The 19,145-nt window shown below is 72.9% G+C and carries 15 protein-coding genes and 1 pseudogene; 12 read left to right on the forward strand and 4 right to left on the reverse strand.

The window, feature by feature from the left end; translation table 11 throughout:
- The first annotated feature begins 165 nt into the window (after positions 1–165).
- Positions 166–1,980: an ABC transporter ATP-binding protein gene (locus CS0771_RS37520; RefSeq protein WP_212845365.1), complete on the forward strand. Its 1,815-nt coding sequence runs from the start codon at positions 166–168 to the stop codon at positions 1,978–1,980.
- Between the two features lie 174 nt (positions 1,981–2,154).
- On the opposite strand, the gene CS0771_RS37525 is transcribed toward CS0771_RS37520, so the two are convergent.
- Positions 2,155–3,819, reverse strand: coding sequence for a stealth family protein (locus tag CS0771_RS37525; protein WP_212845366.1), 1,665 nt, complete (start codon positions 3,817–3,819; stop codon positions 2,155–2,157).
- A gap of 98 nt (positions 3,820–3,917) precedes the next feature.
- On the opposite strand from CS0771_RS37525, the gene CS0771_RS37530 reads away from it, so the two are divergent.
- Positions 3,918–5,468: a glycosyltransferase family 39 protein gene (locus tag CS0771_RS37530; protein WP_212845367.1), complete on the forward strand. Its 1,551-nt coding sequence runs from the start codon at positions 3,918–3,920 to the stop codon at positions 5,466–5,468.
- Positions 5,469–5,614: 146 nt separating this feature from the next.
- Positions 5,615–7,011: pseudogene (gene gltX, locus CS0771_RS37535) on the forward strand (glutamate--tRNA ligase).
- Here the strand turns inward: gltX and CS0771_RS37540 are convergent.
- A complete protein-coding gene (locus CS0771_RS37540; RefSeq protein WP_212845368.1) occupies positions 6,986–7,579 on the reverse strand; it encodes a copper resistance CopC family protein in 594 nt (197 codons plus the stop codon). The pseudogene gltX and the gene CS0771_RS37540 overlap by 26 nt on opposite strands.
- A gap of 226 nt (positions 7,580–7,805) precedes the next feature.
- Here CS0771_RS37540 and CS0771_RS37545 point away from each other — a divergent pair, with 226 nt between their 5' ends.
- The 8 genes from CS0771_RS37545 (at position 7,806) to CS0771_RS37580 (ending at position 15,832) form a co-directional block, all read left to right on the forward strand.
- Positions 7,806–8,453, forward strand: coding sequence for a hypothetical protein (locus tag CS0771_RS37545; RefSeq protein ID WP_212845369.1), 648 nt, complete (start codon positions 7,806–7,808; stop codon positions 8,451–8,453).
- A 55-nt stretch (positions 8,454–8,508) separates the two neighbouring features.
- Positions 8,509–9,321: a DUF3153 domain-containing protein gene (locus CS0771_RS37550; protein ID WP_212845370.1), complete on the forward strand. Its 813-nt coding sequence runs from the start codon at positions 8,509–8,511 to the stop codon at positions 9,319–9,321.
- A gap of 97 nt (positions 9,322–9,418) precedes the next feature.
- Positions 9,419–10,618, forward strand: coding sequence for a CdaR family transcriptional regulator (locus CS0771_RS37555; protein ID WP_212845371.1), 1,200 nt, complete (start codon positions 9,419–9,421; stop codon positions 10,616–10,618).
- A gap of 118 nt (positions 10,619–10,736) precedes the next feature.
- Positions 10,737–11,684, forward strand: a complete 948-nt coding sequence (locus CS0771_RS37560) for an ACP S-malonyltransferase (RefSeq protein ID WP_212845372.1) — start codon at positions 10,737–10,739, stop codon at positions 11,682–11,684.
- Entirely contained in the window at positions 11,681–12,625 is a 945-nt protein-coding gene (locus CS0771_RS37565) for a beta-ketoacyl-ACP synthase III (protein ID WP_212845373.1), read from the forward strand. The genes CS0771_RS37560 and CS0771_RS37565 overlap by 4 nt, the downstream gene beginning before the upstream one ends.
- Before the next feature lie 60 nt (positions 12,626–12,685).
- Positions 12,686–12,928: an acyl carrier protein gene (locus CS0771_RS37570; protein ID WP_120316303.1), complete on the forward strand. Its 243-nt coding sequence runs from the start codon at positions 12,686–12,688 to the stop codon at positions 12,926–12,928.
- A gap of 16 nt (positions 12,929–12,944) precedes the next feature.
- Positions 12,945–14,171, forward strand: a complete 1,227-nt coding sequence (fabF, locus tag CS0771_RS37575; RefSeq protein WP_203740543.1) for a beta-ketoacyl-ACP synthase II — start codon at positions 12,945–12,947, stop codon at positions 14,169–14,171.
- 251 nt (positions 14,172–14,422) lie between these two features.
- The gene (locus tag CS0771_RS37580) at positions 14,423–15,832 is read left to right on the forward strand and encodes an acyl-CoA carboxylase subunit beta (RefSeq protein ID WP_212845374.1); all 1,410 of its coding nucleotides are present in this window, start codon (positions 14,423–14,425) and stop codon (positions 15,830–15,832) included.
- A gap of 53 nt (positions 15,833–15,885) precedes the next feature.
- On the opposite strand, the gene CS0771_RS37585 is transcribed toward CS0771_RS37580, so the two are convergent.
- On the reverse strand, positions 15,886–16,221 hold the full coding sequence (locus tag CS0771_RS37585; protein ID WP_212845375.1) for a MerR family transcriptional regulator: 336 nt from the start codon (positions 16,219–16,221) through the stop codon (positions 15,886–15,888).
- 541 nt (positions 16,222–16,762) lie between these two features.
- Here CS0771_RS37585 and CS0771_RS37590 point away from each other — a divergent pair.
- Positions 16,763–17,293: an XdhC family protein gene (locus tag CS0771_RS37590; RefSeq protein WP_244871260.1), complete on the forward strand. Its 531-nt coding sequence runs from the start codon at positions 16,763–16,765 to the stop codon at positions 17,291–17,293.
- A gap of 116 nt (positions 17,294–17,409) precedes the next feature.
- Here CS0771_RS37590 and CS0771_RS37595 read toward each other — a convergent pair whose 3' ends face one another.
- Positions 17,410–19,116: a glycoside hydrolase family 3 protein gene (locus CS0771_RS37595; protein ID WP_212845376.1), complete on the reverse strand. Its 1,707-nt coding sequence runs from the start codon at positions 19,114–19,116 to the stop codon at positions 17,410–17,412.
- Positions 19,117–19,145: the final 29 nt, after the last annotated feature.

Here is a 19,145-nt window from a genome sequence, read left to right on the forward strand (position 1 = left end):
GAGCTTGATCGCCGTCTGGTGTCCAAACCTGCGGCCAGACCCGAGGTTTCGACACGAAGCGCTGATCAACCTTCCAGCCCCGCCACCCCCAGGGTTAAGAAGGGCACCTTCTACTACGGAAAACGATAAGAAGGTGCCCTTCCTTTCACCGGCTAGATTCGGGGGATGCCCCCGGAAGAACCCTCCGCGCTGCCCCAGGTCGGGTTGCGCACGCTCTGGCCGTATCTGCGCGCCCATCGTGGCTCGCTGCTCGTCGTCGCCGCGCTGTCGCTGGTGACCACGGCGGGCACTCTCCTGCAGCCGGTGCTGACCCGGGACGTGCTCGACGGGCTGGGCGCGCGGGCGCCGGTCGCGGGCAGCGTGGCGCTGCTGGTGGTGACCCTGGTCGGGGTGGCCGCGCTGGACGGGTTCCGGCACTTCCTGCTGCAGCGTACGGCGGAGGGCCTGGTGCTCACCGCGCGGCGGCGGCTGGCGGGGCACCTGCTGCGCCTGCCGGTCGTCGAGTACGACCTGCGCCGCACCGGTGACCTGCTGTCGCGGGTCGGCGCGGACACCACGCTGCTGCGCGCCGTGGTCACCTCGGGCCTGTTCGACACGGTGTCCGGCGCGATCATGGTGGTCGGCGCGGCGACGGCGATGGTGCTGCTGGACCCGGTGCTGTTCGGCGTGACGCTGGTCGGGCTCGTGATCGGCCTGTCCGGCGGCATCTTCTTCGCGCGCAAGGTACGCGGCATGTCGCGGGAGGCCCAGGCGCGCATCGGGGAGATGACGGCGGCGGTCGAGCGGTCGATCACGGCCGTACGCACCATCCGGGCCAGCCGGGCCGAGGCGCGCGAGACGGCCACGGTGTCGGACAGCGCGGAGCAGGCGTACCGGGCGGGGGTGCGCATCGCCCGGTTGCAGGCGATCGTGCAGCCCGCCATGGTGACCACCATCCAGGGCTCGTTCCTGCTGGTGCTGGGGGTGGGCGGGGCGCGCGTCGCGTCCGGCCAGATCACCGTCGGCGACCTGGTGGCGTTCGTGCTGTTCGTGTTCTTCCTGGTGATGCCGCTCGGGCAGGCGCTCAACGCGTACACCCAGTTGCAGGCCGGGCTCGGCGCGCTGCAGCGGATGGAGGAGGTGCTGGTCCTGCCGCTGGAGGGCGCGGGCGGGCCGGTCCCGCCGGAGGCGGAGCCGGCGCGGCCCGCCGGGCTTCCCGCGCCGCGACCGGCCGCGGAGCCCGTCGCGGCGCCGGCCGTCGAGTTCGACCGGGTCGGGTTCGCGTACACCGGTGAGGGCGGGCTCGGCACGCCGGTGCTGCACGAGGTGAGCTTCCGGGCCGCGGTGGGCACCCGGACCGCGCTGGTGGGGCCGTCCGGTGCGGGCAAGTCGACGCTGCTGGCGCTGGTGGAGCGGTTCTACGAGGTGACCTCGGGCAGCCTGCGGGTGGACGGGGTGGACGTGCGCGAGCTGACCCACGACGCGCTGCGCGCCAGGCTGGGGTATGTCGAGCAGGAGTCGCCGGTGCTGGCCGGGACGCTGCGGGACAACCTGCGGCTGGCCACGCCGGACGCGTCCGAGGAGCAGATGCGGGCGGTGCTCGCCGCGGTCAACCTGGAGGAGCTGGTCGACCGCACCCCGCTGGGCCTGGACGCGCAGGTCGGCGAGGGCGGGGTGCTGCTCTCGGGCGGCGAGCGGCAGCGGCTGGCGATCGCCCGTACGTTGCTGGCCGCCCCGCCGATCCTGCTGCTGGACGAGCCGACCAGCAACCTCGACGCGCGCAACGAAGCGGCGCTGCGCAACGCGATCGACACCGTGGCGCGGGGCCGCACCCTGCTGATCGTGGCGCACCGGCTGTCCACCGTGGTCGACGCGGACCAGATCGTGGTGCTGGAGGGCGGCCGCGTGGCCGCCACCGGCCGCCACGAGGAACTGCTGGAGACCAGCCCCCTCTACCGCGAGCTGGCCGCCCACCAGTTCCTGGTCGAACCGGCCGCCTGACCCGCGCGAGCCTCCGTCGGCCAGGCTTGATCGGCGTTTCGTGTCAAGATCTGTGGCCAGACCGCAGATCTTGACACGAAACGCCGATCATCGACCGACGCGCCGCTGCCGCGGGACCGCGCCGCCGCCGCGGGACCGAGCCACCGCCACGGGACCGAGCCACCGCCGGAACGCTCAGCCCCGGAGCGGGGCCCCGGCCGGTTCCGGCTGGCGGGTGCGCTGGGTGAGGTCCATGCGGCCGGACAGCTCCCAGGGCGCGTGGAACGGGAAGTACGACTCCATGAAGTCGCGCACCATGCTGGCCTGCTCGGCGAGGTCGGCGACGGCGGAGTCGGTGTCGTTCAGGCAGAACACGTCGACGTTGCGCCGCCGGACCAGCCGGGCCAGCATCACCGGCGCGATGAGGCGACCCAGGTCGATGTAGGTGTGGCTGATCGAGCCGGGCACCGAGCGCCCGGTGCTGTGCGCCCAGTAGTGCGCCAGCGACGACGGGATGGACAGATCGCCCCGGTCGCGGAACTGGTGCGAGGCGGTCGCGTGCGACTCCTCGTGCAGCTCGGTCTCGATCTCCTCCAGCACGCTGCGCAGCAGCGGGTACGGCACGTGCCGCATCTTCTGGTAGAGCTGCGTGCCGAAGCGCTCCTGCAGCAGCCGCCGGTTGTTCTTGGCGGCGACGTCCACCGGTGCGTCGGCGGGTGCGGGCGGGTTCACGTCCACCAGCGAGCTGGACGGGAAGAACTTGGCCACGCCGTTGGCGAAGAAGAACTGGGTGGGCAGCACGGGGCGGCCCAGGATCATGTCGTCGTTGAAGTACAGGAAGTGCTCGGCCAGGCCGGGCACCTTGTGCAGCCGCGACTCGATGGCGTGCGAGTTGAACGTGGGCAGCCGCCCCACGTCGCCGAAGATCTCCTTGTGCGAGACCAGCGTGACGTACGCCGAGTCCAGGTCCAGCCAGGACGGCGTCTGGTCGTCGGTCACCAGGTAGATGTGGTTGACCCAGGGCGCGAACGCGTGCAGCGAGCGCATCGAGTAGAGCAGCTCGTCGCGTGAGGTGAACCGGGACGCGTTGGTGGCCAGCCCGGCGAACGAGTCGTCGGGGTCCTCGCCGAGCGCCTGCGCCTTGCGGATGCGCCAGGCCGGGTCGTCGCCGTCGACCCAGGTGTAGACGACGTCGATGGGGAACCGCACGTCGGTGGGGCCGGGCTCGGCGTACACGGCGCGGCTGCGGTAGCGCGGCTCGCCGTCGCGCGGCATGAACGCGGAGAGCCGCTCGGCGGGCACGTACTGCACCGGGTTGTCGACGCTGAGCACGGTGCCGACCTTGTGCGCGCGCGGTCCCACCTGGCGCGGCGCCTGCCAGCCCTTGTCCTTCACGGTCGCCCAGAACTCGATCTCGCAGGCGTACGCGCCGGCGAGCTGCGGCGCGCCCGCGCTGCCCGTACCGGCGCGGTGGACCTGGACCACGGCGCAGCGCTGCGGGCTGACCCGGCGGCCGGCGGTGTCGAGGGTACGCACGACCTGGGCGGCGTCCTGGCGGCGCAGCAGGCGCAGCACCGCGGCGCGGTGCTCGGCGGCGACGGCGACGGCGCTGCGCTTGGGGTCGGTGTGCGGCAGGCAGAAGTAGTCGATGCCGGCGGCGTCCAGCAGGCCGGTGACGGTCTGCAGGTTGTCGTGCCAGGCACGGGCCGGCGAGGAGGCCGCGGCTGCCACCGGGCCGCGGGTGCGGACCGGTCCGCCGGCGAGCAGTTTGGCGATGCGGACGCGCTGGCGGAGCGGGAGGCGGAAGGCGGCGGCGCGCAGCGCGGGCCTCGGCAGGAGGCGTTTGACAATCTGCTTCACAACGCTCCAACATAGGTGATAAGCCGCATAAGTCTGCGTATTTGGTCAATAAGGATATTCATGTTGACTGCCGTTTTCAGCCGTCAGGGGGTCAACGCTTGACCCGCCCACAACCGCACGCGACCGGCGCCACCGATTCCGGCTCGCGGCTCGTCCGCAGCCTCCCCGTCGCGCTGCCCGCACTGGTCACCCTGGTCACCGTCCTGATCGGCCACGAGCGCCGCGCGCTCTGGCGGGACGAGTACGCCACCTGGTGGGCCGCCTCACTCGACAACCACCAGCTCCAGCTGCTGTTGTCCAAGGTAGATGCCGTCTTCGCGCCGTTCTACGTGTTCACCCGCGCGTGGGTCGCCCTCTTCGGGGACGGCCTCACCAGCCTGCGCCTGCCCTCGGCGCTGGCCATGGCGGCCGCGGCCGGCCTGATCGGCGCGCTGGGACGGCGGCTCTTCTCCCCCGGCACCGGTCTCGTCGCCGGCCTGCTGTTCGCGCTGCTGCCGTCCGTCTCGCGGTATGGCGCGGAGGCGCGGCCGTATGCCCTCGCGCTGGCCTGCACCGTGGCCGGTGCGCTGCTGCTGCTGCGCGCCCTGGACCAGCCGGGCTCGTGGCGGCGCTGGGTGCCCTACGCGCTCGCGGTGACCGCGATCGGGTGGTCGCATCTCGTCGCGCTGACCGTGCTCGCGGCGTACGCGGTGCTCGTGGTCAGCCTGGCCGGGGCGCGCTCGGCCGCGGCCCGCAACTGGCTGCTCGCCACCGCCGCCGGTGGCCTGCCGGTGGCCCCGCTGCTGTGGCTCGGCAAGCGGCAGACCGGCCAGATCGGCTGGATCGGCGACCGCGGCGAGGAGTCGATCCGCGAGTTCCTGACCAGCATCTTCGGCTCGATGTGGGTCGGCCTGGCGGTGGTCGCGCTGGCGGTGCTGTCGGTGCGCCTGGGCGAGCCGCGCCGCCGCTTCCTGCTGGCCTGGGCCCTGCTGCCGCCCGCCGCCGTGCTGGCGCTCACCCCCGTGATCAACATGATGCTCTCCCGGTACCTGCTGTTCACGGTCCCGGCCTGGGTGCTGCTCGCCGCCTGCACGCTGCGGCAGCTCTCGGCACGGGCCGCGGCGCTGGTCCCGGCGGCGGGTGCCCGGCCGCCGCGCGCGCTGGCCGGGGACGGACCCGCCTGGGCGGTCTCGCTGGCCGCGCTCGCGCTGCTGGCGCTGGTGGGCCTGCCCGGACAGGTCGAGGCCCGCACGCTGCCCGGGGGCAACCAGGCGGATCTGCGTACCGCAGCCGAGATCATGAAGCCGCGGCTGCTGCCGGGGGACGCGATCGCGTACGGCGGCGACGCGTACGGCGGGCCGCGCACGTTCCGGCGCGGGATGACGTTCGAGCTGCGTGACGTCCCCGGGGCCCCGAAGGACGTCTTCGTCGCGGTGCGCGGGCAGGACCGCGGCAGTTTCGAGGCGGTCGAGTGCGACGACCCGGCCGCGTGCGCCGCGGGCGTGACCCGGCTCTGGCTGGTCACCTCCGCGCCGGACCGGGACCTGTTCGCGCACATGCCGGTGGCCCGCGCCGAGCTGCTGCGCGACGAGTTCACCACGGTGTTCGCCCAGCGTACGCAGGGTGTCGCGGTGGCCCTCCTGGTCCGGGAGCAGCCCACCCAGCCCTGATCGAAAGGAAGGGCACCTTCTTATCGTTTTCCGTAGAAGAAGGTGCCCTTCCTAACTCGGTAAACCTGGTGGCGGGGTGGGTGGGGGCGGGCCGTACGCTGGAAGCCGTGACGGTACGTGTGCGATTCGCCCCTTCCCCGACCGGTATGTTCCACGTCGGCGGCGCCCGCTCGGCGCTGCAGAACGCGGTCTTCGCCAAGCAGCAGGGCGGCGTGTTCGTGCTGCGGATCGAGGACACCGACGCGGCGCGCAACCGCCCCGAGTGGACCGAGGGCATCCTCTCCGCGCTGGAGTGGATCGGCATCGCCCGCGACACGTACGAGGGGCCGCTGTTCCAGTCGGCCTACCACGCCGAGCACGCCAAGGCCGCCCAGCAGCTGGTCGACGCGGGCCGGGCGTACTACTGCGACTGCACCCGCGACGACGTGCAGGCGCGTACCGACAACAAGTACTCCGGCTACGACGGCTTCTGCCGCGACCGGGGCCTGCCCGCAGGCGAGGGCCGCGCGCTGCGCTTCCGCACCCCGGACGAGGGTGTCACCAAGGTAGTCGACCTGATCCGCGGCGAGCCGACCTTCGAGAACAAGCTGATCGAGGACTTCGTCATCGCGCGCGGCGACGGCTCGCCGGTGTTCCTGCTGGCCAACGTCGTGGACGACATGACCATGGGGATCACCCACGTCATCCGGGCCGAGGAGCACCTGCCCAACACCCCCAAGCAGCAGCTGCTGTGGGAGGCGCTGGGCCACACCCCGCCGGTCTGGGCGCACGTGCCGGTCGTGGTGAACGAGAAGCGGCAGAAGCTGTCCAAGCGCCGCGACAAGGTCGCCCTGGAGATGTACCGCGACGAGGGCTACCTCGCCGCCGCCATGCGCAACTACCTGATGCTGCTCGGCTGGGCGCCCAGCGGCGACCGCGAGATCGTGCCGTGGTCGGTGATCGAGGACGAGTTCCGCCTGGAGGAGGTCAACCCCTCCCCGCGTTCTTCGACGAGAAGAAGCTGCGCGCCTTCAACGGCGAGTACATCCGGGCGCTGAGCGTGGCGGAGTTCACGCAGGCGTGCGTGCCGTGGCTGACCGGGCCGTTCCCCACCGAGGAGGAGCGGGCCGAGCGCGGGTACGGCATCACGCCGCCGCCGTGGGACGCCGACCGCTACGACCCGGCAGTGTTCGCGCAGGTCGCGGAGCTGGTGCAGACCCGCATCGCGGTGCTGTCCGAGGTGCCGTCCTACGTGGACTTCCTGTTCACGGACGAGCCGGTGATCGACGAGGCGTCCTGGGCCAAGGCGTCCAAGGACGCGGGCATCCTGCCGGACGTGATCGCCGCGCTGCGCGAGCTGCCGTCCTGGGACACCGAGTCGCTGAAGAACACCGTCGTCACCGTGGGCGAGGCGCACGGCCTCAAGCTGGGCAAGGCGCAGGCCCCGGTCCGCGTCGCCGTCACCGGCCGATCCGTGGGCCTGCCCCTGTTCGAGTCGCTGGAGGTGCTCGGCCGCGAGCGCACCCTGCGGCGGCTGGTCAGGCTCTCGCCCGACGCTGCCTGACGAAGCTGATCAGACCGCCGACCACCAGCCCCGCCACCGCGGCGCCACCGATCCAGGGCCCCCACGGGGTCTGCTCCTCGGTGTCCGCTGCGGGGGCGGCGGCCACGGTGGACGGCGCAGCCGCGGACGGGGCGGCCGGCGACGGCACCGGGCTCGCCGCGGCGCTCTCCGCCGTGTCCAGGGTGAACTTGTACGAGCCCTTGATGAGGTGGCCGTCCTGGGACAGCACCTCGTACGCCACCGTGTAGGCGCCGCCCGCGGTGCCGGTGAACGGCGCGGACACGATCTTGCCGCTGACCGCCGAGGCGCCCGCCGCGGCGGCGCCGTCCGGACCGGTCACCGTCAGCTTGGTGCCGTCGCTCTTCAGCGTCGCGAGGAAGCGCAGCTTCACCTGCGCGGGGGGTGTGGCCAGCGTGGCGTTCTTCGCGGGCGTGGCCTCGACCAGGGAGTTGTGCGCCCAGGCCGGGCTCGCCCCGAGCAGCAGCGCACCGAGGGCCAACGCCAGGGCGGCCACCGCCCCGCCGAGCCGGCCCCGCCGCCGTCCCGGCCGCTGGATACTGTCCCCCACGATCGCCTCCGCTTCGTTATGCTCCACCGCGTTCCGCAGTTGGTCGACGCTACCGGCCGGTTTGGTTCCCGGCCAGTTGACGTGCGGTTTCCGTGACCGACCGGACACCGTGTGAACCGTGTCTGAAACGTGACTATCCGATCTGCAACCGAACGGGTTCGCCGTGGGTCTTACAGGGGTACCACCGGTCACACTGGCACCAGGTGACGCACGAAACGGGGCGGCGATGAAGCGCAGCATTCTGAAGGTCGCGGCAGGACTGTTCGCGGCAGCCCTGCTGCTGCTCGGCGCGCCCGCGTACGGCGCACCGACGCCTTCGCCGAAGCCCAGTCCCTCACCGGTGGTGAGGAGCATCACGATCAGCGGCGAGTCGCTGTCGGCGCCCATCACGCTGCGCTCCGATCAGCACCCCAAGGAGTTCGGCGCGATGATCACCGAGGTGGACTGGCTGGCGAGCCGGCCCGGTGTGACCAAGTCCCCGGCGGCCGACAAGCTCGGCCCGAAGTTCACCGTGGTGACCGCGCTCAACGACGTCGACAAGCAGACCTACGACATCTACCCGCAGGCCGTCGGCGGACCTCGGGTGTTCCGCCCGGCCGCCCAGCCGGACAAGCGCAAGGTCGCCGCGGGCTGGTTCATCGGCCGCTTGACCATGGAGAGCTCGCTGCGCCAGGCCGGTGTGCCGCTGGGCACCGCCGAGGCGGGGCAGGGCGGCGGCAAGGGCGGCGGCCTGCCGGGGTCGGGCGCGGCGGAGCCGGACATCCAGGCCATGGTCGGCGACTGGCAGCGCTTCGTCGGGCTGAACGGCGCGGTCGTCGTCGTGATCGCACTCGGCGTCTTCGCCATCGCGTACGCGTTCCGGCGGACCGTCTGACCTGGGCACCGCCGCCCCGCTTCCGGCTGCGGCGGCGGTGCCACATACTGGCCGGATGCCGAAGCTCCGGACCTCCCTGCGCACCGTCGCCGCGCTCGCCCTGGTGGCGTTCAGCCTGACCGGCTGCATGAAGCTCGACCTGGACTTGACCGTCAACAGCGACGACACGCTGGACGGCACGGTCGTGCTGGCGCTGGACAAGTCGGTGCTCAAGATGAGCGGCAAGGATCCGGAGCAGGCCTTCGCCAACGCCGAGAGCGGGATGTCCGACCTGCCGGAGGGCTCGCGCACCGAGGTGTACGACGACGGGAAGTACTACGGCAAGAAGATCGTCTACGACGACCTGCCGCTGGCGGACTTCAACTCCGGCAAGCCGGGCGCGCCCTCGCTCACCCACGCCGACGGGAAGTTCGTCTTCACCGCCGACCTCGGCACCGGCGTCGCCGACCTGGGCAGGCAGGCGGAGCTGATGCGCCCGTTCCTGAGCGGCATCCGGATCACGTTCGCGGTCACCTTTCCCGGCAAGGTGGTCGAGCACGACTCCCGCGCGGTCGCCGACGGCCGCACCGTGCGCTGGGACCTGCAGATCGGCGAGGACAACAAGCTGCGCGCGGTCGCCGAGGACAGCTCCTTCCCGTGGCCTGTGGTGGCCGTGGTGGGCGGGGCGCTCGGCCTGCTCGTGATCGTGGGCATCGTGGTGCTGGCCGTGTGGCTGAGCCGCCGCCAGCGCGCGGCGCAGGCCGCTCTGGACTCGGCGCCGGCGTACCCGGCCGCGGTCCCGGCCCCGGACACGGTGGCCGCCGCCCCGGCGTACCCGCCCACACAGGCCTATCCCACGGTCCCGGGCGAGGCGCCCCACCAGCCGTGACGGCCCTGGCCACGCGGCGTTCCGGCAGCACGGCCGCGCCGGGCGGTGCGCCGTGAGCCGCGGCTCGGGGGGCCGGCGGCTCCCTATCATGGGGCACATGACCGACGGCGAGCCGCTGGCCGCGACCCTGCGCCAGATCGAGCGGTCCGCGGGCGCGCTCGCCACGGCCAGCGTGTCCCGCATGGACGAGACGCTGGCCTGGTTCCGGGAGCTGCCCGCCGACCAGCGTTCGTGGGTCATGCTGGTGGCCCAGGCCGGGGTGCAGTCGCTGGTGCAGTGGCTCCGCCAGGGGGCGGGCACCAAGGGCGGGCCGCAGGCCGTGTCCGACGAGGTGTTCGACGTCGCGCCGCGGGCGCTGGCCCGCAGCATCAACCTGCAGCAGACCGTCGCCCTGATCAAGGTCACCATCGACGTGGTCGAGGAGCAGGTGCCCCACCTCGCCGCCAAGGGTGAGGAGCAGCAGCTGCGCGAGGCCGTGCTGCGCTACTCGCGCGAGGTCGCCTTCGCCGCGGCCCGGGTGTACGCGCGCGCCGCCGAGTCCCGCGGCGCCTGGGACGCCCGTCTGCAGGCGCTGCTGGTGGACGCGCTGCTGCGCGGCGACTCGGCGGACGTGCTGGCCAGCCGGGCGGCCGCGCTGGGCTGGACCGACGCGCCGCCGGTGGCCGTGGTGGTGGGCCGCTCCCCCGGCGGCGAGGCGGCCGTGGTGCTGCACGGCGTGCACCGGGCGGCCCGGCGCGCCGACGTGGAGGTGCTCGGCGGCGTGCACGGCGACCGCCTGGTGGTGGTCATGGGCGGGGCCGCCGACCCGGTCGGCACGGCCGAGCGCCTGCTGCCCGCGTTCGGCGCGGGGCCGGTCGTGGTCGGCCCGGCCGTGCCGTCGCTGGAGGCGGCCACCGAGTCGGCCCGCGCCGCGATGGCGGGCTACCGGGCCGCGCCCGCCTGGCCCGCCGCGCCCCGCCCGGTCGCCGCCGACGACCTGCTGCCCGAGCGTGCGCTGGCCGGGGACGGGGAGGCCCGGCGCATCCTGCGCCACTCGGCGTACGGCGCGCTCGCCCGGACCAGCGGGGAGCTGCTGGAGACGCTGGACGCGTTCCTCAACCACGGCGGCGCGCTGGAGGCGACGGCCCGCGCGCTGTTCGTCCACCCGAACACGGTGCGTTACCGGCTGCGCCGAGTGGCTGAGGTCACAGGCTTCGGACCGCTGACTCCCCGTGACGCGTTCACCCTGCGGATCGCCCTCGCGCTGGGCCGCCTCGAGCCCGGTACGCAGGGAGAACAGCAGTCCAAGCCAGCATGAACCGGACAAAATTCCGCCACCGTCCGCCGATCTTTGTGGGGTACCCACAACTTCGGTAGGAGGATTTAGTCATCCCCGTCAACGGCGCGCTGGTCCGTGATCCCTCAGGGTTGAATACGTGCTCGCCGTACTCTCCCCGGGCCAGGGTGCCCAGAAACCCGGTTTCCTCAAGCCGTGGCTCGACCTCGACGGCGCCGCCGAGCGGCTGCGGTCCTGGTCCGAGCTCGCCGGCGTCGACCTGGTGCACCTCGGCACCGAGGCCGACGCCGAGGAGATCAAGGACACCGCCAAGACCCAGCCGCTGCTGATCGCCGCCGCGCTGCTCGCCGCCGAGCAGCTGCCCGTGCAGGGCGTGTCGGTCGTCGCCGGGCACAGCGTCGGCGAGCTGGGCGCGGCCGCCCTGGCCGGCGTGCTGACGCCCGAGTCGGCGATCACGCTGGCCGGCGTACGCGGCCGGGAGATGGCCGCGGCCTGCGCCCTGGAGCCCACCGGCATGGCCGCCGTGCTCGGCGGCGACGAGGCCGAGTTGCTGGCCGCGCTGGACGGCCACGGCCTCTACGCCGCCAACCGCAACGGCGCCGGGCAGATCGTCGCCGCGGGCGCGCTGGACGCGCTGGACAAGTTCGCCGCCGCCCCGCCGGCCCGCACCCGGGTCATCAAGCTGCAGGTGGCGGGGGCGTTCCACACCCCGTACATGGCCCCGGCCGAGGCCGCGCTGGCGTCGTTCGCCGCCGGCATCACCCCGGCCGACGCGGCGCGCCCGCAGCTGTCCAACGCCGACGGCGCCGCCGTCACCAGCGGCGCGGACATGCTGGGCCGCCTGGTGCGCCAGGTCACCGCGCCGGTGCGCTGGGACCTGTGCATGCGCGCCCTGGCCGACCTCGGCGTCACCGCCGTCATCGAGCTGCCGCCGGCCGGCACCCTGGCCGGCCTGGTCAAGCGTGAGCTGAAGCCCGGCACCCCGGAGATCGTCACGCTGAACACACCCGACGACCTGCCCGCCGCGAAGGACCTGATCGCGCGCCACGGGTCGGCCCCGTCGTCCGGATCGGAGAGCACCTCATGACCACCAGCGGCAGCAAGATCCTCGCCTTCGGGCACTACCAGCCCTCGCGGGTCGTCACCAACGACGACCTGGCCCAGATGGTGGACACCAACGACGAGTGGATCCAGTCCCGCGTCGGCATCAAGGAGCGGCGGATCGCCGACAGCGAGACCGTCGCCGACATGGCCGGGTTCGCCGCGGAGAAGGCGCTGGCCGCCTCCGGTCTGACCGCCGCCGACATCGACCTGGTCGTGGTCGCCACCTGCTCCTCGGTGGACCGGAGCCCGAACGTGGCCTGCCGGGTCGCCGACAAGCTGGGCGTGGCCGGGGCCGCCGCGTTCGACGTGAACACCGCCTGCTCGGGCTTCTCGTACGCGCTGGCCACCGCCGACCACGCGATCCGCGCGGGCGCCGCCCGCCACGCCATCGTCATCGGCGCGGAGAAGCTGTCGCAGATCACCGACTGGTCCGACCGCAGCACCTGCGTGATCTTCGCCGACGGCGCGGGCGCCGCGGTCATCAGCGCCACGGCCGAGGGCGAGGAGCCCGGCATCGGCCCGGTGGTGTGGGGCAGCGACCCGAGCGACGCGATCGCGATCGAGGGCTGGCAGCCGTACATCACGCAGGAGGGCCAGAAGGTCTTCCGCTGGGCCACCTCCACCGCGCCGCAGGTCGCGCTCGCGGCCTGCGAGAAGGCGGGCGTCGCGCCGGGCGACCTGGGCGGGTTCGTGCCGCACCAGGCCAACCTGCGCATCATCGAGCCGCTGGCCCGCAAGATCGGCGTGGACCCGTCGGTCCTGTCCCGGGACATCGTCGAGTCGGGCAACACCTCGGCCGCGAGCATCCCGCTGGCCCTGTCCAAGATGATCGAGCGCGGCGAGGTGAAGTCCGGTTCACCGGTGCTGCTCGTTGGTTTCGGCGGTGGCCTGACCTACGCCGGTCAGGTCGTCCGCTGCCCCTGAGCCCCACCCATGGCTTTACACCACAGTTCAGTTAACCCAACCGAAGGGAAACCGAGTTCCATGGCTACTCGCGAAGAGGTCGTCACCGGCCTGGCCGAGATCCTCGAAGAGGTCGCCGGCGTGAACCCCGACGACGTCTCCGAGGAGAAGTCGTTCACCGAGGACCTCGACGTCGACTCGCTCTCCATGGTCGAGGTCGTCGTGGCCGCCGAGGAGAAGTTCGGCGCGAAGATCCCGGACGACGAGGTCCAGAACCTCAAGACCGTCGGCGACGCTGTCTCGTTCATCGTCGCCAACTCCTGAAGTTGCGAGATTTGACGTGACCAAGCCTGACGTTGTCGTCACCGGTATGGGCGCGACCACCCCGCTCGGCGGGGATGTCGCCTCCACCTGGGACGCGATGCTGGCCGGCCGCTCCGGGGTCAGTCCGCTGACCCAGGAGTGGGCCGATCAGCTGACGGTGAAGATCGCCGCCCAGCTGGCGGTGGAGCCGAGCGAGGTCCTCGACCGCGTCCGGCTGCGCAAGCTGGACCGCTCCGAGGCGCTGGCGCTCATCGCCGCCGCCGAGGCGTGGGCCGACGCGGGACTGGCCGACACCGGCCTCGACCGCGAGCGGCTCGGCGTCGTCGTCGGCTCCGGCATCGGCGGCGCGCAGACCCTGCTGGCCCAGGACGACATCCTGGAGGCGTCCGGCGCGCGGCGGGTCAGCCCGCACACCGTGCCGATGCTGATGCCGAACGGGCCGGCCGCCTTCGTCGGCCTGGAGTACGGAGCACAGGCCGGCGTGCACGCCCCGACCAGCGCCTGCGCCACCGGCGCGGAGGGCCTGGCCTGGGGTCTCGACATGATCCGCTCGGGTCGTGCCGACGTGGTGATCGCCGGTGGCACCGAGGCCGTCATCCACCCGCTGCCGATCGCCGGCTTCGCCTCGATGCGCGCCATGTCGACGCGCAACGACGAGCCGGAGAAGGCGTCCCGGCCGTGGGACAAGGGCCGCGACGGCTTCGTCCTCGGCGAGGGCGCGGGCATCGTGGTGCTGGAGCGGGCCGACCACGCCGCCGCGCGCGGCGCGCGGGTGTACGCCCGCCTCGCCGGCGCGGGGATGACCTCCGACGGGTACGACATCGTGCAGCCCCACCCCGAGGGCACGGGCGCCGCCCGGGCCATCGCGAAGGCGCTGCGCGACGCCGGTGTGGACCCGGCGGACGTCAACCACGTCAACGCGCACGCCACGTCGACCCCGGTGGGCGACATGGCGGAGATCGCGGCGCTGCGGGCGGCGCTGGGTGAGCACCCGGTGCTGACCGCGACCAAGTCGATGACCGGGCACCTGCTCGGCGCGGCCGGGGCGCTGGAGTCGATCGCGACGATCCTGGCGATCCGCGACTCGGTCGTGCCGCCGACGATCAACCTCGACGACCCCGACGACGCGCTGACGATGGACGTGGCCGCGCTCAAGGCCCGCCCGCTGCAGATCGCGGCCGCGCTGAACAACTCGTTCGGCTTCGGCGGGCACAACGTCGCCCTGCTGTTCACGAAGGTCTGATCCGGCCGGCCGACATGCTCGGCAGCCGGCGCAGCCCGGCGACGCCCAGGCGCCCACTCGGTGCCTGGGCGTCGCTGTTCGCGACCAGAGTGTCCGGGCGTCGCTGTTCGCGACCGGAGTGTCCGGGCCCCGCTGTTCGCGACCGAGGTGCCGGGCGTCGCTGCTCACGACCGAAGTGCCTGGGCCTCGCTGCTCACGACCGAAGTGCCCGCGTCACCGTCCGCACCGTCCCTCGGCGTTAGGAGACCCGGATGACCCCGACCCCGACCTCGGCCGGCGCCGCCATCGACCACCGCGATCCGCAGGTCAGGCTGCGATCTCTGTTCGACCCGGGCACCGTACGCGCGCTGACCGGCAGCGACGGCTCCGGCGTGAGCGGCGCGCGCGGCGAGATCGACGGCATGCCCGCGGTCGCCTTCGCCACCGACGCCACCACCATGGGTGGCGCGCTGGGCGCCGACGGCTGCCGGCACATCGTGGACACGATCGACACCGCGGTGCGCGAGCGCCTGCCGGTGGTGGGACTGTGGCACTCCGGCGGCGCCCGGCTGGCCGAGGGCGTGGCGGCGCTGGACGGGGTGGGCCAGGTCTTCGCGGCGATGGTGCGCGCCTCCGGCCGCGTGCCGCAGCTCTCCGTGGTGCTCGGCCCGGCGGCCGGCGGCGCCGCGTACGGTCCGGCACTGACCGACATCGTGATCATGAGCAATGCGGGCCGGATCTTCGTGACCGGCCCCGAGGTGGTCCGCTCCGTCACCGGCGAGCAGGTCGACATGGAGCGCCTGGGCGGCCCCGAAGCGCACGGCAAGCGTTCCGGCGTGGTTCACCTGACCTGCAAGGACGACGACACCGCGCTGGCCGAGGCGCGCCGGCTGGCCCTGCTGCTCGGCAGGCAGGGCCGCCTCGTCCCGGCCGACGTCACCGACGACCGCGACCTGTCCGCGTCCATGCCCGCCGCGTTCAACCGCGCCTACGACGTCAAGCCCGTGGTCGCGGCCCTGCTCGACGAGCCGGGCGTAGAGCTGCACGGCAAGTGGGCGCCGAACGTGGTGACCGTGCTGGGCCGCTTCGCCGGCCGCACCGTCGGCGTCGTCGCCAACAACCCGATGCGCCTGGGCGGCTGCCTCGACTCGGCCGCCGCCGAGAAGGCGGCCCGCTTCGTGCGCATGTGCGACTCGCTCGGCGTGCCGCTGATCGTGCTGGTGGACGTGCCCGGCTACCTGCCCGGCCTGGGCCAGGAGTGGGACGGCGTGGTGCGCCGCGGCGCGAAGCTGCTGCACGCGTTCGCCGAGGCGGTCGTGCCCCGGGTGACCCTGGTGACCCGCAAGGCGTACGGCGGCGCGTACATCGCGATGAACTCCCGCGCGCTCGGCGCGAGCGCCGTCTTCGCCTGGCCGAACGCCGAGGTCGCCGTCATGGGCGCGGGCGCCGCCGTGAACATCCTGCACCGCCGGAAACTGGCCGCCGCCCCCGCCGAAGAGCGCGAGGAGCTGCGCCTGCGCCTCGTCGAGGAGCAGACCCGCAACGCCGGCGGCGTCAACCGCGCCGTCGAGATCGGCGTCGTCGACGACGTCATCAAGCCCACCGAGTCCCGCCGCCGCATCGCCGAGGCCCTGGCCGCCGCCCCCGCCGCCCGCGGCGCCCACAGCAACATCCCGCTCTGACGCAGGACGGCGCCCGACGTTCTCGGCCGTGGAGGTCGGTTGCCGTGCGACGGTCAGCGGCCCTCGGAAGCGGCCCGGCGTTCGGCCTCGTAACGCTGGTTGAGCTCCAGAGCCTCCTGGAGCTGGTCCTCCAGGATGATGATGCGGCAGGCGGCCTCCACCGGGGTGCCCTGATCGGTGATCTCGCGGACCCGGGCGGCCAGCCGCAGCTGGTAGCGCGAATAGCGACGGTGACCGCCGTCGGAGCGCGCCGGAACGAACAGGCCCCCCTCCAGGGAGCGCAGGAATGCCTGCGTCACGCCGAGCATGTCGGCGGCTCGGCCCATCGTGTAGGCGGGATAGTCGTCATCGTCGAACTTGTCGGCCGAAGCCTTTTCGCCAGAGGTCATAGGCACCTTTCCTTGAAACGCAGGCAAGGATCCCGGTGCCTGACGGCACCGGGATCCTTGAGAGATCGAGTTACATACCATCGCCGGTCACTTGCACCGGCTCATCGTGTTCCCGTAGCCGCCCGTTTCGGCGGGCGTACGGGGATCGCGTGGATACGACCGGGGACCACCTTCCGTTCGGGGTCTGCGGCCCGCGACGGCGATGCCGCGCGGGGATCCGATGGCACCTACTCCTCTCGCTTCTTCCTGTACAACTTGATCAACCACTGGTCCTGCCACGACCGGGTCTCCCGGTCCTTCGCCCGTGCGCGGCCGCGAGGCCCCTTTCACTCACCTGGCCTCGCGACTGATCAGCCGGGCGGTCCTGCTCCCTACGTCATGCGCCAGTTCACCTGTCGCAGTCAATAGATCTTCGTTCGCAACAAGTAGAAGATTACACACGCGCTCTCCGAATGTCTACTGGCGCCGCTGTAGATTTTCCGGATCGGTGGGTTGCGGACCAGTCACGGGCAAGCGCGGTCCGCCGGGCTAGGCTGGCCACGTGACAACCGGGCACACGGAACCCGCCTGCGCGACCGCGCACGGTGACCTTCCCCCGCATCGCGGAACGCGCACCCTGGTCGCGGTGTTCGCGTCGCCGGTCGCCGACCACCTGCTTCGCTTCGGACACGACCTCGGTTACCGCACGGTGCTGGTCGAGCCCGATCTGAGCCGGGTGGACACCTCGTCCCCTCCCGGCCACCTGCACCTGGCCAGCTCGGTCGATCCGTCCTTCGCCGACGGTGACGCCGACGTGGTGGTCACCGACCACGACCGGCCCGAGCTGGGCGCGCTGCTCGACGCGGCGCTGCAGACCCGGGCGCGCTGGATCGGCGTGATGGGCAGTCCCCGGCACACCGCCCCCCACGTGGCGGCGCTGCGCGAGCGGGGCGTGCCCGACGACGCCGTCGCCCGGGTGCACCGGCCGATCGGGCTGAACATCGGCTCGCGTACCCCCGCCGAGATCGCCGTGGCCACCCTGGCCGGCCTCATCGCGGACCGCAACCACCGCCCCGGCGGCTTCGCTTTCTAGATCCACCGACTTGCCCGGCAGACGGGCGAAAGCCAGCCCAAGATACGCCCGTCTGCCAGGCAAGTCGGACGATCTTGGCCGCGGAGCCCGGCCGGGGCCGCGGCAGGCGTGGACCGTCAGGAGCAGGTGGTGCGGGGTAGGCCCTTGATCTCGACGGGGGCCTTGCCGGTGGGCTTGGCCTTGCCGGCGAGGACGGGAGCCAGGGCGTCCATCGAGAGGTCGCTGGAGGAGTACGTCGCCACCAGCACCTTCGAGGTGGACTGCGCCAGCAGGTACGGCACGTCCATGTGCACCGTGACCGCGGCGCCCGCGCTCAGGTCCTCGGCCGTGTCGCCGTAGCCGACCAGGTGCACCACGCTGCCGCCGGTCTCCACCACCGACACGCCCGCCTCCTTCAGCGCGGCGGCCAGGCGCGCCCGTGCCTTCTCCCGGCCGGACGCCGCGGTGACCCGCACCGGCCCGGTCACCAGCGGCTGGCCGCAGGCGCCCCGCAGCAGCGTGACCGACGCGGCGGCGACCGGGGACACCTGCTGCGCGTGGGTGCCCACGGTGGACAGCGCCGGCGCGGCGGCCTCGCCCAGGCTCAGCTTCAGCTTCAGCACCCGGGTCGCGGCCTCGACCAGGCGCTCGCGGGACAGCTTGCCCGCCTTCACGCCGTCCACGAGGCCCTGGTGCGCCTGCTTCACGTTGGGCACCATCAGCAGCAGGTCGTTGCCCGCGTTCAGCGCGGCGACCGCGGCCTCGCCGGGGGGCAGCTTCATGGCCGGGGCCATGTTCATGCCGTCCGACACCACGACGCCCTGGAAGCCCAGCTCCCCGCGCAGCAGGTCGGTCAGCACCTTCTTGGAGAACGTCGCCGCCACGCCCGGGTCCACGGACTGCACGTCCAGGTGGCCCGACATGATCAGCGGCGCGCCCGCGGCGATGCCCGCCTTGAACGGGGCTAGATCGTCCTTGTCGAGCAGCTGGCGCGACTGGGCCAGCACCGGCAGCTCGGAGTGGCTGTCCGCGGTGGTGTGCCCGTGGCCGGGGAAGTGCTTGAGGGTGGCGGCCACCCCGCCCGCCCGCATGCCCTTGATCGCGGCGACGACCTGGTCACCGGCGGCCTTCGGGTCGGTGCCGTACGAGCGCGAGCCGATCACGTTGCTGCCCGCCGCGCCGAGCACGTCGGCGACCGGGGCGAAGTTGACGTTCACGCCGACCGCGGCCAGCTCGGAGCCCGCCGCGCGCCACGCGGCCTCGGTGAGCCGCGGGTTGCCCGCCGCGCCGAACGCCATCGCGCTGGGCAGCGCCGTCACCCCGGTGGTGAGCCGGGACACCACGCCGAACTCCTGGTCCATGCCGATCAGCAGCGGCACGTCGGCCTCCAGCCGGGCCGCGGCGTGCTGCAGCCCGGTGGTCAGCGCCCGCACCTGCTCCGGGTTCTGCACGTTGTTGACCGGCTGGTTGGCGGCGGTCGGGTCGTCGCCGCCGAAGCCGATGAGGATCATGCCGCCGAGCCGGTACTTCTCCACCATCTGCGCGGGGGTGTCCACCCCGGCCAGGGCCTGGTTCGCCGCCTTCGTCCCGGCCGAGACGTCGGTGGCCGAGCGACCGTACGCGAACGGCATCAGCACCTGGCCGGCCAGGTCCGCGTCGGACATCCGCTTCACCATGGCGGCGACCTTGGCCGACGGGTCGGCCGGGTCCTGCATCGGCAGCGCTCCCCCGTGGTCGGGCGCGGTGCCGCACGCGGCCGTCGCGACCGCCACTGCGCACAGGGCCGACACCGTCGCGCCGAGCCGGCGGAACCACTTCTGCGTTGACGAGGTCACGCGGGACATCCCACCAGCCGGACGGGACGGGGTCAACC

This window comes from Catellatospora sp. IY07-71 (assembly GCF_018326265.1).
GTDB lineage: Bacteria > Actinomycetota > Actinomycetes > Mycobacteriales > Micromonosporaceae > Catellatospora.